Annotated in this window: 11 protein-coding genes; 2 read left to right on the forward strand and 9 right to left on the reverse strand. The window is 70.2% G+C overall.

Annotated elements, in window-relative coordinates:
* Positions 1-38 precede the first annotated feature (38 nt).
* From hutF to HR086_RS04860, 6 genes are all read right to left on the reverse strand, one after another.
* Positions 39-1,421, reverse strand: a complete 1,383-nt coding sequence (gene hutF / locus HR086_RS04835; protein ID WP_174464989.1) for a formimidoylglutamate deiminase — start codon at positions 1,419-1,421, stop codon at positions 39-41.
* A gap of 65 nt (positions 1,422-1,486) precedes the next feature.
* Entirely contained in the window at positions 1,487-3,007 is a 1,521-nt protein-coding gene (locus HR086_RS04840) for a hypothetical protein (protein WP_174464990.1), read from the reverse strand.
* Positions 3,008-3,071: 64 nt separating this feature from the next.
* On the reverse strand, positions 3,072-4,577 hold the full coding sequence (locus HR086_RS04845; RefSeq protein WP_246137070.1) for a hypothetical protein: 1,506 nt from the start codon (positions 4,575-4,577) through the stop codon (positions 3,072-3,074).
* A 64-nt stretch (positions 4,578-4,641) separates the two neighbouring features.
* Entirely contained in the window at positions 4,642-6,108 is a 1,467-nt protein-coding gene (locus HR086_RS04850; RefSeq protein WP_174464991.1) for a hypothetical protein, read from the reverse strand.
* Positions 6,109-6,198: 90 nt separating this feature from the next.
* Positions 6,199-6,684, reverse strand: coding sequence for a ferritin-like domain-containing protein (locus tag HR086_RS04855; protein ID WP_174459759.1), 486 nt, complete (start codon positions 6,682-6,684; stop codon positions 6,199-6,201).
* A gap of 115 nt (positions 6,685-6,799) precedes the next feature.
* Positions 6,800-7,105: a hypothetical protein gene (locus tag HR086_RS04860; protein ID WP_141641757.1), complete on the reverse strand. Its 306-nt coding sequence runs from the start codon at positions 7,103-7,105 to the stop codon at positions 6,800-6,802.
* Between the two features lie 209 nt (positions 7,106-7,314).
* Between HR086_RS04860 and ligD the strand changes: the two genes are divergently transcribed.
* Entirely contained in the window at positions 7,315-8,265 is a 951-nt protein-coding gene (ligD, locus tag HR086_RS04865; protein ID WP_371745657.1) for a non-homologous end-joining DNA ligase, read from the forward strand.
* Between the two features lie 77 nt (positions 8,266-8,342).
* The gene (locus HR086_RS04870; protein ID WP_174454532.1) at positions 8,343-9,290 is read left to right on the forward strand and encodes a DMT family transporter; all 948 of its coding nucleotides are present in this window, start codon (positions 8,343-8,345) and stop codon (positions 9,288-9,290) included.
* Between the two features lie 10 nt (positions 9,291-9,300).
* Here HR086_RS04870 and HR086_RS04875 read toward each other — a convergent pair whose 3' ends face one another.
* From HR086_RS04875 to HR086_RS04885, 3 genes are all read right to left on the reverse strand, one after another.
* Entirely contained in the window at positions 9,301-9,714 is a 414-nt protein-coding gene (locus tag HR086_RS04875; protein WP_141641754.1) for a hypothetical protein, read from the reverse strand.
* A 67-nt stretch (positions 9,715-9,781) separates the two neighbouring features.
* Positions 9,782-13,522 (reverse strand): FG-GAP-like repeat-containing protein, encoded by a 3,741-nt coding sequence (locus tag HR086_RS04880; RefSeq protein WP_174464992.1) that lies wholly within the window; start codon positions 13,520-13,522, stop codon positions 9,782-9,784.
* A gap of 40 nt (positions 13,523-13,562) precedes the next feature.
* Positions 13,563-15,128, reverse strand: a complete 1,566-nt coding sequence (locus HR086_RS04885; RefSeq protein ID WP_174454530.1) for a hypothetical protein — start codon at positions 15,126-15,128, stop codon at positions 13,563-13,565.
* Positions 15,129-15,133 lie beyond the last annotated feature (5 nt).

Here is a 15,133-nt window from a genome sequence, read left to right on the forward strand (position 1 = left end):
CGCCAGCCCCCGGAGGGGCTCCTGTCTCCCACGCCCCGTCAGGGGTACAGCGTGCGCGCGAGCGCCTGGAAGGCGCGTCCACTCTCCTCCGCGAGCGGATGCCGGCCATCCCTCACCACCAGCCGTCCGGCCACCGCCACCTCGCGCACCGCCGCCTTGTCAGCACCCAGGACGATGGAAGCCAGCAACGATGAAGGCCCCGCGCCCACCAGCGACGGGTGCCCCACGTCCACCGTGAAGAAGTCCGCGAGCGCCCCCTCCTCCAGCATCCCCGTGGACAGGCCCAGACTGCGCGACCCCTCCACCGTGGCCATGCCCAACAGCCGCGCCGCCAGGCCCGACACCTCCCCGCCTCCCGGGTCCAGCACCGCGCGCCGCAGCCTCGCGAGCCGCAGGTGGCCTTCGAGCTGACGCGCCTCGTCCAGCAGGTCCACCAGCGCCTGACTGTCCGAGCCCAGGCTGATGCTCGCACCCGCCTTCACCAGCGCATCCGCTGGAACGATGCCATCACCCAGGTTGCGCTCCGTGGAAGGACACGCGCACACCGTCGCCCGGGCGGTGCCCAGCATGGCCACCTCCTCGTCCGTCAGGTGCACGCCATGCACGGCGGTGAAGCCCGCGCTCAACAGCCCCAGGTCCGACAGCAGCTCCACCGGCCGTCGCCCATGCTCGGCGAGACACGCCTCGATTTCCTTCGGCTGCTCCGCCACATGCATGTGCACGGGGAAGCCAGCTGCCTTCGAGACGGCGGCCAGCCAGTCCTTCGTCACCGCTCGCACGCTGTGCGGCGCCAGTCCCACGCTGACCGCCGCGTCGTCCCGCACCTCGCGAGCCAGCGACTCCGCCGACGCGAGAAAGGTGTCCACGTCCGGGTCGATGAAGCGACGCTGTCGCGGATTCGCCGCGACCTGGTAGCCCGCGCGCGCATACCCCACGCGCAACAGACAGATGCGCAGCCCCGCGTCCCGCGCGGCCCGGATGACCGCATGGGCCAGCGTGTTCCGGTCCGCGTACGGCGTGCCGTCCTGTTGGTGATGGATGTAGTGGAACTCGCCCACGGTGGTGATGCCCGCCAGCGCCATCTCCACGAAGACCTGCCGCGAGGCCACGTACACGTCCTCGGGGCCCAGGGCCTCGGCGGCGCGATACATGGCCTCGCGCCAGCTCCAGAAGTCATCCGCCTCGCGTCCGGAGACGACGTACTCCGTGCGTCCGCGAATCAGGCGCTGGAAGGCATGGGAGTGGCCGTTGACCAGCCCCGGCAGCAGCGCGCGGCCCGGGAGCCGTACGACGCTCGCCCCGGCGGGCACGGACGACGCCTCGACGACGCGGCCCCCGGCACCCACGGCCAGGGCACGTCCCTCGATGAGCCGGCCTCCCACGTACAGGAAGTCCGGCTGGTAGACAGTGATGTCGCTCACCCCGACAGCGTATGCCAGCGGACCGCGCCCCGCAGCAGCCACGACACGGTCCGCCAGCGAGGCTGTCAGCGCACGAACGCCATCTTCGAGCCCTCGTCCGGGGCTGGGTGGACGGTGTTGTCATCCGCGCCCGGACGCCCCAGGCCGCGCTGCACCGCCGGTGCGGATGCGTTCACCGCGCCCACGTAGAAGACCCCGTGGTAGCCCTCCGAGTTCGTGGAGTCCCAGGTGTGCACGAAGAAGCGGGTGCCGTTGTCCTTGCCCTTCGCCTCACGCACACCGCAGTCGAGCGCGCTCTTCACACCCTTCTGGTCCACCGAGCAGATCCACGCGGAGCCGCTGGCGTACGCCATGTCCAGCGCCACCACATGCTCCAGCCGCTGCTCCAGCAAGTACCCCATGGGCCGGTGCTTCTGGTCCCACGGCAGGCCCTGCTTCGTGCGCGAGTGGATGTTCCCCGACAACACCATGTGGAAGCGCTGGGGGCTCGACTCCACCTGGAACGCCACCGTGCCCGCCATCGCGTCCTCGCGCTGCTGCCCGTTGGCCTTCGGGTGGTCGAAGACGAAGACGTCCACGTCCAGGCCCTGTGAGCGCAGTTGGCGCAGGTGCTCCAACATGTTCGCCATCGCCTCGCTGCCACGGCCGTCCGGATACGGGCTGCGCCAGAAGGGAGCCTCCATCAGCTTCAGCCAGTCCGCCTCTTCACCCGCGCTCTCCAGGAACGCGTCCACGCGCCCCTGGTTCTCCAGCGGAAGCTCCAGGCCCACCGTCACCGGGATGCCCGCCACCACCGCCTGACAGGCGGCCTGCGCGACGAAGCGCGGCACCTCGCGCGTTCCGTGCACCTCACCCAGCAGCAGCACCCCACCCTCCTTCACCTGCTTGCCCAGGCCGATGATGGGCAGGCCACACTCCACCGCGAACTGCGACGGTGCTTCCTTCGCGTTCGGCGCCTTGGCCACCTGCACCGGCTTGGGCGCGTTCTCCTCCTTCGCCAGCAGCGGCGCCACCTCGCGGAACACCCGCCACTCCATCACCAGGTCTCGCTGCCCCTGGCCCGACTCCGCGAAGAACGAGGTCTCTCCCCGAGGCGTGGCGATGACCTCCTCCCAGTCCTCGGCCGACGACAGCGGCGCGCTCGCTGGCTGAATCGGCTCGGCCTTGTAATCCTCGGCCGGGCCCTCAATCGTCGCCCCCATGCCCCAGGCCCGGGTCGGACTCCAGTCCACCTGATTGCCCGAGTTGGCCAGGGTCTTGTTCAGGCTCTTGGTGATGCGGAAGATTTGCAGCTTGCTCGACGTGGGCGTCTCTCGCCGGCCCACCACCATGTACCGGTGGAAGAAGCCCGAAATCTTCGAGCCGCCGAACTCCTGCCGCCACTCCGTCTCCAGCACCATGCTGTCCTTGTCCTCACGGAAGGGCAGCTCGTTGCGCGTGAAGAACTCCCGAACCTGCGGCCACATCTCCGCGAGCGGCCGGTCGTAGATGGCCTCCCGGTCCGGGTACTCCAGCGCGCCGCGATGGGCCGCGCAGCCCGACAAACCCAAGGACAACAGCAACACCGTATACACAGCTGAGCGCATCCACCCTCCGAGCATCGCGTACCGGGAATGGAACGGGAGCGGGAGGGTGGCATATCGCCACGGCTCAGCGCGCGGAGACGACAGACTCCGCTTCGGGCGCGAAGGGCTTCTTGCTGCCCTCCTTGCCGGGCCCTCGCTCACCCACGCGGATGGCCGGCGCGGACGCATTCACCGCGCCCACGTAGAACACCCCGTGGTAGCCCTCCGAGTTCACCGAGTCCCACGTGTGCACGAAGTAGCGCTCGCCGTTGTCCTTGCCCTTCGCCTCGCGCACGCCGCAGTCCAGCCTGTCCCGCACGCCCTTCGAGTCCACCGAGCAGATCCATGCGGTGCCAGTGTCGTAGGCCATGTCGAGCGACACCACACTGTCGAGCTTCTCCTTCAGCATCAGACCCATGGGCCGGTGCTGCTTGTTCCACGGAAGGCCCTTCTTCGTGCGCGAGTGGATGTTGCCCGACAGCACCACATAGAAGCGCTGGGGCGCGGACTCCACCTGGTGGATGAGCGTGGCCGCCATCGCGTCCTCGCGCTGCTGACCATTCGCCTTCGGGTGGTCGAACACGACGACGTCCACGTCCAGGCCCCGCGAGCGCAACTGGCGCAACTGCTCCAGCATGTTCGCCATCGCCTCGCTCCCACGGCCATCCGGGTACGGGCTGCGCCAGAACGGCGACTCCATCAGCTTCAACCAGTCCTCTTCCCCACCCTGGCTCTCCAGGAACGCGTCCACGCGGCCCTGGTTCTCCAGCGGCAGCTCCAGACCCACCGTCACCGGGATGCCCGCCACGGTCGCCTGACAGGAGGTCTGCGCCACGAAGCGCGGCACCTCGCGCGTGCCGTGCAGCTCGCCCAACATCAGCACCGCGCCCGGCTTCGCCTGCTTGCCCAGGCCGATGATGGGCAGCCCGCACTCCATGGAGATTTGCGACGGCGCCTCCTTCGCGTTCGGGGCCTTGGCCACCTGCACCGGCTTGGGCGCGTTCTCCTCCTTCGCCAGCAGTGGTGCCACCTCGCGGAACACCCGCCACTCCATCAACAGGTCTCGCTGGGCCTGCGCCGATTCGATGAAGAGGTTCTCGCCCCGCGGAGTGTCCATGACCTCCTCCCAGTCCTCGGCACTGGTCAGGGGTTGATCACCTTCCGAAATCGAATGCGTTGCGCTGCCCTCCTGACCGGTGGGCCCCAGTCCGACACCGCGCGAGACGCCCCAGTCCAGCTCCCTGCCGCCTTGTGACAGCGTCTTGTTGGAGCTCTTGGTGATGCGGAAGATCTGCAGCTTGCTCGACGTGGGCGTCTCGCGCCGGCCCACCACCATGTATCGGTGGAAGAAACCCGAAATCCTCGAGCCGCCGAACTCCTGCCGCCACTCCGTCTGGAGCACCATGCTGCCCTTGTCCTCGCGGAAGGGCAGCTCGTTGCGCGTGAAGTAGCCTCGGACCTCCGGCCACATCTCCGCGAGCGGCCGGTCGTAGATGGCTTCACGGTCCGGGATTTCCAGGTCGCTTCGGTGAGCCGCACAGCCCCCCAAGCCCCAGGCCAACAACACCACCGCGTAGAGTACCGAGCGCATCCACCCTCCGGGCATCACGTTCCCGAAATGGAACGGAGCCAGGAGGGCACCATATCGCCACGGCTCAGTGCGAGGACGCGAGCTTCCCTTCCTCCCGCGCGAAGGGGCTCTTGCTGCCCTCCTTGCCCGGTCCCTGCTCACCCAGTCGGATGGCCGGCGCGGACGCGTTCACCGCGCCCACATAGAACACCCCGTGGTAGCCCTCCGCGTTCGTGGAGTCCCAGGTGTGCACGAAGTAACGCTCGCCGTTGTCCTTGCCCTTCGCCTCGCGCACGCCGCAGTCCAGCCTGTCCCGCACGCCCTTCGAGTCCACCGAGCAGATCCACGTCGTGCCGGTGTCGTAGGCCATGTCGAGCGACACCACGCTGTCGAGCCGCTGCTTCAACAGCAGACCCATGGGCCGGTGCTTCTTGTCCCACGGCAGGCCCTGCTTCGTGCGCGCGTGGATGTTCCCCGACAACACCATGTGGAAGCGCCGCGGGCTCGACTCCACCTGGAACGCCACCGTGCCCGCCATCGCGTCCTCGCGCTGCTGCCCGTTGGCCTTCGGGTGGTCGAAGACGAAGACGTCCACATCCAGGCCCTGCGCGCGCAGCTGGCGCAGGTGCTCCAGCATGTTCGCCATCGCCGCGCTGCCTCGGCCGTCCGGATACGGGCTGCGCCAGAAAGGGGCCTCCATCAGCTTCAGCCAGTCCTCTTCCCCACCCTGGCTCTCCAGGAACGCGTCCACGCGGCCCTGGTTCTCCAGCGGGAGCTCCAGGCCCACCGTCACCGGGATGCCCGCCACGGTCGCCTGACAGGACGCCTGCGCCACGAAGCGCGGCACCTCCTGCGTGCCGTGCATCTCTCCCAGCAGCAACACCGCGCCCGGCTTCGCCTGCTTGCCCAGACCGATGATGGGCAGCCCGCACTCCACCGCGAATTGCGAAGGGGCTTCCTTCGCGTCCGGCGCCTTCGCCACCCGCACCGGCTGGGGCGCGTTCTCCTCCTTCGCCAGCAGCGGCGCCACCTCGCGGAACACCCGCCACTCCATCACCATGTCGCGCTGGCCCTGACCCGACTCCGCGAAGAAGCCGTTCTCCCCTCGCGGAAGGGCCAGCCGGTCCTCGAAGTCCTCCACGCTCTGCCCCTTGTCCTCCTGGTTGGGCCCACCCATGTTGCGGTTGACCCCCCAGTCAATCTGGTTACCCGGCGGCGACAGCGTCTTGTTCACGCTCTTGGTGATGCGGAAGATCTGCAGCTTGCTCGACGTGGGCGTCTCGCGCCGGCCCACCACCATGTACCGGTGGAAGAAGCCCGAAATCCTCGAGCCGCCGAACTCCTGCCGCCACTCCGTCTCCAGCACCATGCTGCCCTTGTCCTCGCGGAAGGACAGCTCGTTGCGGGTGAAGAACCCCCGGACCTCGGGCCACATCTCGGCGAGCGGCCGGTCGTAGACGGCCTCACGGTCCGGGTAGTCCAGCTCACCGCGATGGGCCGCGCAGCCCGTCACCATGAACACACACGCCAATACAGTGGCCAAGCGCATCATGCCGCCTCCAAGGAACCCGTCTCCGGGAGACTAGAACGACGGCATGTGTCTCGCATATCGGCCAGGAGCCCTGCCTCCGGAGAGACAGGGTCAGGCCTGGACCTCGGAGCCATCGTGGGCGGAGGCCCGCTCCCGTTCCCAGGGACGGGTCCGGACGGCCTCACGAATCCACAAGATGTGACGCCGCTCGTCCTCGCGGTGGCGCTCGATGAGGACGCGCACGTCGGGGCTCCAGTCGAAGCGCAGCGCCAGGTCATAGGCCCGGTTGGAGAACTCCTCGTTGCCGAGCATGGCCACCAGCGCCGCCTCGGTGCCCATCATGCTGGACATCGCGGTCAGCCCCTTCATCGCCGCGCCCTTCAGGTCCGGACGCAGGTCCACCGGCGCGCCGCCGAAGTGGTGGATGAAGCCATTGAGTTCCCGCACGTGGCGCAGGTGGTCGGCGCGGAACTCGCCGAGCCGCTCACGGACCAGCGGCTCCGGGATTCGGGCGAGCGCCGCGTCGTACGCGCCCACCGCATCCGCGTCGAGCTGGGCCAGGCTTCGCAGCCGTGCCACTTCGGACTTCTCGGCCATGTCGACTTCCTCCGCGCCAGGGACGTGTGCAATGTGAGAAGTCTCTTCCCGAAGGCCAACCCGTCCCTCAAGTCCCGGGTCCGACCGCCCTCGCGCCGGGCGAGCGGGCAGCAGCTCAGGGGCGCGGGTGCGCGGGCCTCAAGGGGAGCGCGTCGTCACGGCGAGCAACCCGACGGTGCTTGAGGACGATGAGTTCCCCGAGCACGGCGCTCACCAGCAAGAGCGCGTTCGTCACCACGAAGACCCAGTTGCCCACCAGCACGCTGTAGACGGTGAAGCCCAGCGAGGCCGTCATCTGCCCCACGAAGAGCCACTTGGAGACATCCTGACTGGAGCCCGACTTCCACTGTTTGTGGATCTGCGTTCCCAAGGTCATCAACAAGACGAAGGAACTGAACCAGCCCACGGCCTCGGTGCCCATGCATCCTCCCGAATACAGATGCGCATGCGCTCGCTCGCTGTCAGCCAGGGTGTCCGCGCTTTGCTCCTGACACCGTGAGGCTTCGGGAGGCGCTGGATGAGTCAGCGGGCCGGACGGGGCTCGGTTGCCTGGCGACTCTGGGCGGAAGAGCACGCCCCCCAAGCGCGCACGACATTGCGACAGGTTCCCCGGATGCCAACCGTTGGGACGTGAACCGCCCCAATGCACGCCCCCGCACCACGGGAGCGCTCCGTGCGCCCAGAGCGCAGGCGGCGCGGACCTCCGCGCCCGAACGTCGCGAGGCCCCGGAGTCCGGGCGCGCGAAGCTCTCCCATGGCGACCGTGTCCTCTTCGCGCGCAGCGGGCTGACGAAGGCGGACGTCTTCGCCTACTACCGCGAGGTGGCGCCGCTGCTGGTCCCCATCCTCACGGACCGACCCATCTCCGTGCAGCAGTGGCCCGCTGGCATCGAGGCCCCCGGCTTCTTCCGACACGAGCTGTCCGGCACCCCTGAATGGGTGCCCACGCTGCGCGTCCGCCACGTGGACAAGACGCTGCGCCACGTGAATGTGAACGGCGAGGAGCCCCTGCTCTGGCTCGCCAACCAGTCCGCGCTCACGCTCCACATGTGGCTGAGCCATGCACCCCAGCTCTCGCAGCCGGACTTCCTGGTGATGGACCTGGACCCGGGCAAGGGCGGCTGGTCGGACGTGGTGACGACGGCGCTCGCGCTTCGTGAGCTGCTGGAGGACCAGGGCCTGGAGAGCTACCCGAAGACCTCCGGCAAACGCGGCCTGCATGTCCTGATACCGCTGGGCCCTGGGCACACCTACGCGAAGGTCCAGGCCCATGCGAACCAACTGGCCCACGCGCTGGCGGCACGGCTGGGGGACCTGGCCACCACCACACGCGGCATCAGCGCGCGCAAGGGACGGCTCTATCTGGACGCGGGACAGAACGCGCGCGGCAAGACGGTGGTGGCGCCCTACTCGCTGCGCGCACGCGAGGCCGCTCCCTTCTCCGCGCCCCTGAAGTGGAGCGAGGTGACGCGGAGACTGGACCCCGCGCGCTTCAACCTCCGCACGCTGAAGAAACGCCTGGATGCGGTGGGAGACCTGTTCGCCCCGGCGCTGAAGCACTCGCAGAAGTTGCCGGACTGACGCCCGGTCGCCTGCTCTCCCGCGCGCATGATGCGCTCAGTGCATGTGCCCGGAACGGGTGCTATGGCGACGCCACCATGGACTCCGCCACCGCATCCGGCACCGTGAAGCCGGCTGGCTCGCTGAAGGTCGCCCTCGCCTACTGCACGTGTTTCATCCTGTGGGGCTCGACCTGGTCCGTGGTGAAGGTGGGGCTGGAAGACCTGCCGCCGCTGCGCTTCCTCGGCACCCGCATGTTGGTGGCGGGCCTCTTCCTCCTGCCCTTCGCGCGCTCGCGCGGACGGGTGGACGCGCGCACCGGAGGTCGCATCGCCGCGCTGGGACTGCTCCAGCTCGCCGTGCCCTTCGGACTGCTCTTCTTCGCGCAGCAGTGGATTCCCTCCAGCTGGGCCGCGCTGCTGTTCTCCACCTTCCCGCTGTGGCTGCTGCTCATCGGCCGAGTGCTGATGCCGGACCAGCCCCTGACGCCGGGCAAGCTACTCGCGGCGAGCCTGGGCGCGGTGGGCGTGGTGGTGCTCCACTCCTCGGGCGTCGAGGGGCTCGCGCTGTCCGGCAAGGTGCTGCTCGGCGTCGTGATGACGCTGGTGGCCGTGGCGATCATCGCCGTGGCCAACGTGCTGGCCCGGCGCTACATGTCGCACGTCCCCGCGCAGGTGCTCGTCTTCGGCCAGACGCTCAGCAGCGCGGTGCCCCTGCTCGCGCTCTCCTTCCTGCTGGAGGCGGACTCGCCGGGGAACTGGACGCCGCGCGCGATGGGCGCCGTCTTCTATCTGGCGGTGTTCGGCACGGCCTTCACGTACCTGTGCCTCTACTGGCTCTTGCCGCGAATCTCTCTCACCGCGCTGGGCGCCATGGCCCTGCTCGACACGCTGGTGGCGGTGGTGCTGGGCGTCGCCTTCCTCGGCGAGCCCTTCACCCTGTCACTCGTCGTGGGCGGCGCCCTCATCCTCGGAGGCGCCGCGCTGGCCAACGTGCTGCCGAAGGAAGCCGCGCCACGTCCCACCGACGAGGGCACTCCGAGCTGAAGCGCTGGCGTCAACGCGAGGCGTTCAGCGCGCGGTGCTCCTGAACCCACGCGCGGGCCTCGTCGAGCGTGTCCACGTAGCGCACGTCCAGCGGACGCCCACCGCTGAGCATGGAGCCCACCATCAGGCTCTTGGTGGTGGCCTTCTGCTCCAGCGCCGCGCCGATGTAGACGATGCCCAGGAACCAGTCCGCCTTCGCGTGGTCCACCAGGTAGCGGCGGGACTCCGGACTGAGCTGCGAGTCGGTGATGTCCGCCGCCAGGTAGAAGCGCCCCTCGGCTGACAGCGTCTTGTAGAGGCCACAGGACCAGCGCGACGTGTCCTCGGTGATGGCGCCCCGGAAGCGCGCCCAGAGGATGTCCGGCGCTTCCAGCCACGCGCGTTGCTCGCCGTGGCTCCACTCCTGCTCCCAATCCCTTGCCATGAGACTCCCGCGATGAGGCCGGGCCCAGGATAGGCCCGGCCGCCCGCGGTTCCCAATGGCCCCCGAGCTAGAAGCGCAGCGGCAGCGCGAACGCTGTCCCGTTCTGCGTGCCTGTCCGGAAGCTCCGGGGAGCACCGATAACCATCGTTGGCGGGGTTCCGCCCGAGCCCGGCACGAGCGCGAGGTCCTGTCCCAGTTGGGCTCGCTCGGCGCCATCACCCACGACGGTGAAGTACGGCGAGAGCGCGCCGCCCAGGTTGGGCGCACCCGCGTAGACGAACACGGCGCCACCACCATCCGAGGCCTCGGAGGAGCCCGGCGCGCTCACCACCAGGTCAGGGACATTGTCGCCAGACAGGTCCACGTTGCCCGCCAGCGCCGTGCCGAAGCCCACCGCGCGCGACTTGTGGACCACCACCACCGGCGTCAGGTCGTCGCCGAAGGCGCCCAGCACGAACGGCCTGTTCCGCGAGGGGAGCGTCGCCATCACCGTGGTGAGCTGCGCGATGTCGAAGAGCAGCACCACGGGCTGCGTGACGCCGTTGAACGGCACCGCGGTGGCGCTGATGGCCAGGAAGTCCCGCCCGTCTCCCGTCGTGCCGCCCGCGTTGCGCATGACCTTGCCCGCGCGGGTGATGGCCAGTCCCAGGCCGATGTTGTTGAGCTGCACCTCGCTGTCGCCCGCGATGCGCCACACGGTCGGCGTGGTGCGCCCGCTGCAGCGCACACCGCCCGCGTCGTAGCCGAAGAGGATGGCCACGCCCGAGCGGCTGCCCTCCGCGTACCGCCACGCGAGGTCGTCGCAGCTGTCCCCGTTGATATCCCCCAGCGACGTCGGCGCGCTCGTCTGAATGGCCTCGGAGGGCCACGAGTAGACGGGGTCACACGTCATGGTGAGCTTCGTCAGCGACGCTTCGTCCGGAGGCCGGCCCAGGAACACCTCCATGCCCCTGTCCCGCAGCACGCCCACGTCCTCCTTGCGATCCCCATTGAAGTCGAAGCCGCCCACCAACCCGCGGCCCAGCGCCGAGCGCTTGCACTTCGCGTCCGTCTCCGGCACGCAGGTGGCGATCTGCAGCGGCGCCCACAAGCGATAGGCGGGCTTGAACGAACCGTCCGGCTGCCCCAGCGATACAAACACGCCGCCCACCGACTGGTTGGCCGTGGTGACACACTCCGGTCGAACCGTCTGGTAGGTCGCGGCCAGCTCCGCGTTGTTGCTGGCCGGAACGACGAAGCCTGGGGCGCCCACCACCAGGTCCGGTCGCTTGTCCCCGTCGAAGTCCGTGAAGGCCACGTCCGCGCCCACGGTGCGCCCCGCCTTGTGCGGGGAAGGCGCGCCCTCCTCGGCCACCACGGCGGAGGCAGTCCGAGCCACCTCGCGCACGTAGGCCCGGCCAATGGACATCGCATCACCATCGCCGTTGGCTCCCGGACCCGACCAGCCCGGCGCTCCCAGCAGCGCCACCGCGCCCTTGGGCCCCACGGCCACGGCCACCTGCTCACCCACGCGCTCCACGCTGGGCTTCGCCGGCACGTTGGCGCTGGTGCGCGCCCACTCCACCAGCGAGGCGCCCCCTCGGCGGAACAGCTCCACGCGGCCGGTGAAGGCCCCCTGGTCCGACGAGGCTCGGCCAGAGAAGGCCGCCAGCGATTCACCGTCCGGCAGGCGCCACACCGCCAGGCCCGAGCCCAGGGTGTCCGACTTCGCCATGCCATTGAGCGCGGTCAGCGACTTGTTGATGACGGCGCCCTTCGTCAGCGTCGACAAGGGATACACGAGCACCTTGCCGCCGAAGCGCAGCGTGGTGTTGCTCGGCCCGGGCGGCGCGGCATACGGCGCGCCCAGCACCAGCTCCGGCCCCGGCGTGCCGTCCACGTCGAGCACCGCGAAGCTGCGGCCCGCGACGACACCGGCCGCGTCACCGTAGATGCGCGCGAAGGCCTCCTCGCGCTTCACCTGCGGCGGCGTGGTCGCCGGGTCGCCGGTGGGCGCATGGGCACTCAGGTCGAACAGCAGCGCGCCGCCCGCGTCCGCTCCGGAGCGCACACCCCCGCTGGCGCTCAGGTCCGGCGAGTCCGCGCGGTCCGCCACCGCCATCAACAACGGCGGACGCGTGCCGTCACCCGCGATGGCGGCCAGCCGCCACGTGCCCTCATTGGAGTCCGCGAGGTTCGCGGGCAGCACATACACGTCCGGGCTCGCCCGAAAGCGAATCCCCTCGGAGCGCGCGAAGAAGACGGAGATGGCCACCTGCGTACCGGAGACGGCGCCTTCCGCGGTGTAGCGGGACACGCGGCTGAGCGCGGCGATGTCCAGCCGCCCATCCTTGTTGAAGTCCGCCGTCACCAGCGCGCGGCCCAGGTCCGAGCCCGTGCGCGCCATGGGCACGCCGTCCTTCGTCAGGTCCGAGCCACCCAGGCGGATGGTGGGCAAATCCGGAACGGGGGCGCTGGCCGTGGCCAGGTAGATGTCCACGGTACCGCGCGCGCGGATGTTGTTGCTGGGCGCCAGGTCTCCCGCTGGCGAGCCCACCACCAGGTCCACCTTGCCGTCACCATCGATGTCCGCCACGGACAGGCCCGCGCCGAACGCGGCATCCCGCAGCAGGCCGGCGAGCTGCAGGCGCAGCGGCGCGGGGGCGCCTCCCTTGAAGGTGTAGAGGTACACGGCGCCCGCATTGCTCGTCGCCACGTCCGCGCCCGGCGAGGACACCACCAGCTCCGCGCGCCCGTCACCGTCCAAGTCGCCCGCGGCCAGCGCGTCACCGAACTGCGCGGTGTCCGTGTCGCCCGTGAGCACCCACAGCGGCTGCGCCTCCAACCCGCCCGTGCCGCCCTTGTAGATGAACACGGCGCCGCCCGTGGGCCGGCCCATGTCGCTCTCGCGCTGGCCCACCGCGAGGTCCAGCGTGCCGTCACCGTCGAAGTCCGCCGTCACCATCGTGGCGGCATCCGTGAGCCGGCCATGCGCCAGGCCCGGCCGCGTCAGCTCGTCCAGCACCACCACCGTCACCGACGCCTTGTCTCCGGAGAAGGGGTCCGACGCCTCCAGCACCGCCGCGCCCGTGTCGCCCGCCAGGAAGCCGATGCGCCCGGCGGCAATCGTCCCGGGGCCCGACACCTTCGTCCACACCACCGTGTCGCTGCCACCGCGCGTGGCCAGCGGCACGGACGAGCCCGAGGGCACCGCGAGGAACGCGGGCGCGCCACCGAGCCGGGCCGCCTTGCTCACGTCGTACTGGAGGATGGCCTCGTCACCCGTCTGCGAGTCGCGCACGGTGATGAGGTCCAGCCCCTCGGTGGGGCCCGCCGTGTAGCGCCCTTCGGCGGTGAGCGTGCCGCCAGAGAGGTTCTGCGTCAGGTTGTACGTGGCCGTGCCCAGCAGGCCCTTCGTCGACACCTGGAAGGACGTGCCCGGCCGCAGCTGCGCCCGCGCCGGCGCGATGTCGAAGAGGGCCAGCACCTCCAGCGTGGTACGGGCATCACCTGGGCAGCGGGCGTCCTCCACCACCAGCGTGTCGGTGCCCGGGGTGTGCCCCGCGATGAAGCGCGACGCGCGCAGCTCACCGGACGAGCCCCCGTCCTCCAGTGTGTAGCGGTACTGGCCGCTGCCACCGCTGGCCACCAGCGACACCGGGCTGCCCACGCGAACCCGGGCGGGCTCGGCGCGCAAGGCCAGCGGGGGCAGGCCCGTGCACTGGTCCACCTCCGGAGGTGGCTCGTTCTCACGCGCGGGGTCCAGGTCGTCGGAGCAGGCCGTGACGAGGAGCGCGAGGAGGGGGGCCACGCGAGGGAATCGAATCATGGTGTGCCTCGAGGGGAGTCAGGCGGGTGCGACGGGGGCTTCAGGGCTTCGCGCCGGACGCGGCCCAGCGCTGGATGAGGGAGATGAGCTGAGGGTCCAACGGCCCATCCGCGGGCATGCGCTGGTCTCTCACCGCGGCGGTGATGAGCGCCGCGTTCTCCTTCCACAACTCGTACGTATTGAGCGCCCGGCCGGGGCCGGTGGCGTGGCACTTCTCGCAGCGCGACACGTGGATGGGCTGGATGTCCGTCGCCCAGCTCAGCGCCACGGTGCTCACGGGCTGGTAGTCGAACGGCACCAGGCGTTTGGCCTCGGTGCCATCCAGGAAGCGCGCCACCACGCCGAGCGCCTGCCGTCCCGCCTCCAGGCCCGCGAAGGAGTACGGCTTCGGGGTGCCGTCCGCCTCCTGGCCCCCCAGGCTGTACACAGGCCCTTCACCCGTGGCGGGGACCTCCACACCGCCCAACTGGAAGACGACGGAGTCCGGCTCCACGCCCGTGGGCATCACCGCGCGCACCACGAGCCCGTCCTCCACCACCTGCATGCCCTGGTGCAGGCCCGTCACGCGCGGCGCCGGCGAGCGACTCACCGCCACCGTCTCGCCGCCCAGCTGCACCCACGCGCAGCCACTCTCGTCCGCGGACAGGAAGCGGAACTCGCGCGTGTCGATGCCCTGCGCCAGGCCCCACTCGTTCGCGTCCGCGTCGTACAGGAGCAGCGCGTCGCTCGACTTCACCCACAGGAAGCGGCCCGACGCGAGCAGTTGCACCGGCCGCTGCGGCAGCGTCACCCGCCGCCAGCCTTCCCTCGGCCGACGCAGCAGGCCCTGGTTGGTGAGCAGCCACAGCTCTCCGGAGGTGCCCAGACCCGGGCCCAGTCCGGCCAGCGACTCCACCACCTCGCCCTCCTCCAGGGGAGCGCCCGCCTCGCGCACGTCGAAGTGCACCAGGCTGGTGGCCACCGCGACGTGCAGCTTGCCGTCGCGAAGGAACCACACGCCCGCGGAGCCCTCGCCCGTCGGTGCCGCGGCCAGCGCGGTGATGCCGGTGAGCGCTTCGCCCTTCACCTTCAGCGCGGACAGCGTGCCGTCGCGCAGCTGGAACAGGCCCGTGGGATGCGCCAGCCACACCGCGCCATCCGAGGACTGCGTGGTCGCGGTGATGCCCAGGCCCAACGCGTCACGCCACGGAGGGGAGATGAGCCACCCCGACTCGGCGAGGAAGAGGCCGTTCCGCGCCTCCACCAGCGCGCTGTGCGGCCCCATGCGGAATACGGCGTTGACCGTGCCCAGCTCGGCGCTGTTGCCCGGGTGGGGCGCCAGGGCCCCCAGCGAACCATCCAACCGGATGCGGACGACGGTGCCGGTGGTGTTGGCGAAGATGCCGCCACCTGCCTGGTCCGCGAAGCCCGGAGCCGACGCCAGCGCCGTCTTCGACCGGACCTCGGTGGGCCGGAAGGAGACGGGCCGGGGCCTGTCCAACGGGAGGGAGTCGTCGCCGCACGCGGTGAGGAGGACGGCGGCGCAGAGGGGAAGGAGACGAAGAAGAACGGGGGCGGCGGACCGCCCCTCGTCCATCTCCCGGGGGGCTCGGGGATGGGTGCGCATGCGGT

The organism is Myxococcus sp. CA039A (assembly GCF_013336645.1).
Taxonomy (GTDB): Bacteria; Myxococcota; Myxococcia; order Myxococcales; family Myxococcaceae; genus Myxococcus; species Myxococcus llanfairpwllgwyngyllgogerychwyrndrobwllllantysiliogogogochensis.

Coding starts and splice junctions, on each gene's coding strand:
- HR086_RS04850 (WP_174464991.1), bottom strand. CDS start 6,108: ATGATGCGCTTGGCCACTGTATTGGCGTGTGTGTTCATGGTGACGGGC.
- HR086_RS04870 (WP_174454532.1), top strand. CDS start 8,343: ATGGACTCCGCCACCGCATCCGGCACCGTGAAGCCGGCTGGCTCGCTG.
- HR086_RS04855 (WP_174459759.1), bottom strand. CDS start 6,684: ATGGCCGAGAAGTCCGAAGTGGCACGGCTGCGAAGCCTGGCCCAGCTC.
- HR086_RS04885 (WP_174454530.1), bottom strand. CDS start 15,128: ATGCGCACCCATCCCCGAGCCCCCCGGGAGATGGACGAGGGGCGGTCC.
- HR086_RS04840 (WP_174464990.1), bottom strand. CDS start 3,007: ATGCGCTCAGCTGTGTATACGGTGTTGCTGTTGTCCTTGGGTTTGTCG.
- HR086_RS04875 (WP_141641754.1), bottom strand. CDS start 9,714: ATGGCAAGGGATTGGGAGCAGGAGTGGAGCCACGGCGAGCAACGCGCG.
- HR086_RS04860 (WP_141641757.1), bottom strand. CDS start 7,105: ATGGGCACCGAGGCCGTGGGCTGGTTCAGTTCCTTCGTCTTGTTGATG.
- HR086_RS04845 (WP_246137070.1), bottom strand. CDS start 4,577: ATGCGCTCGGTACTCTACGCGGTGGTGTTGTTGGCCTGGGGCTTGGGG.
- HR086_RS04880 (WP_174464992.1), bottom strand. CDS start 13,522: ATGATTCGATTCCCTCGCGTGGCCCCCCTCCTCGCGCTCCTCGTCACG.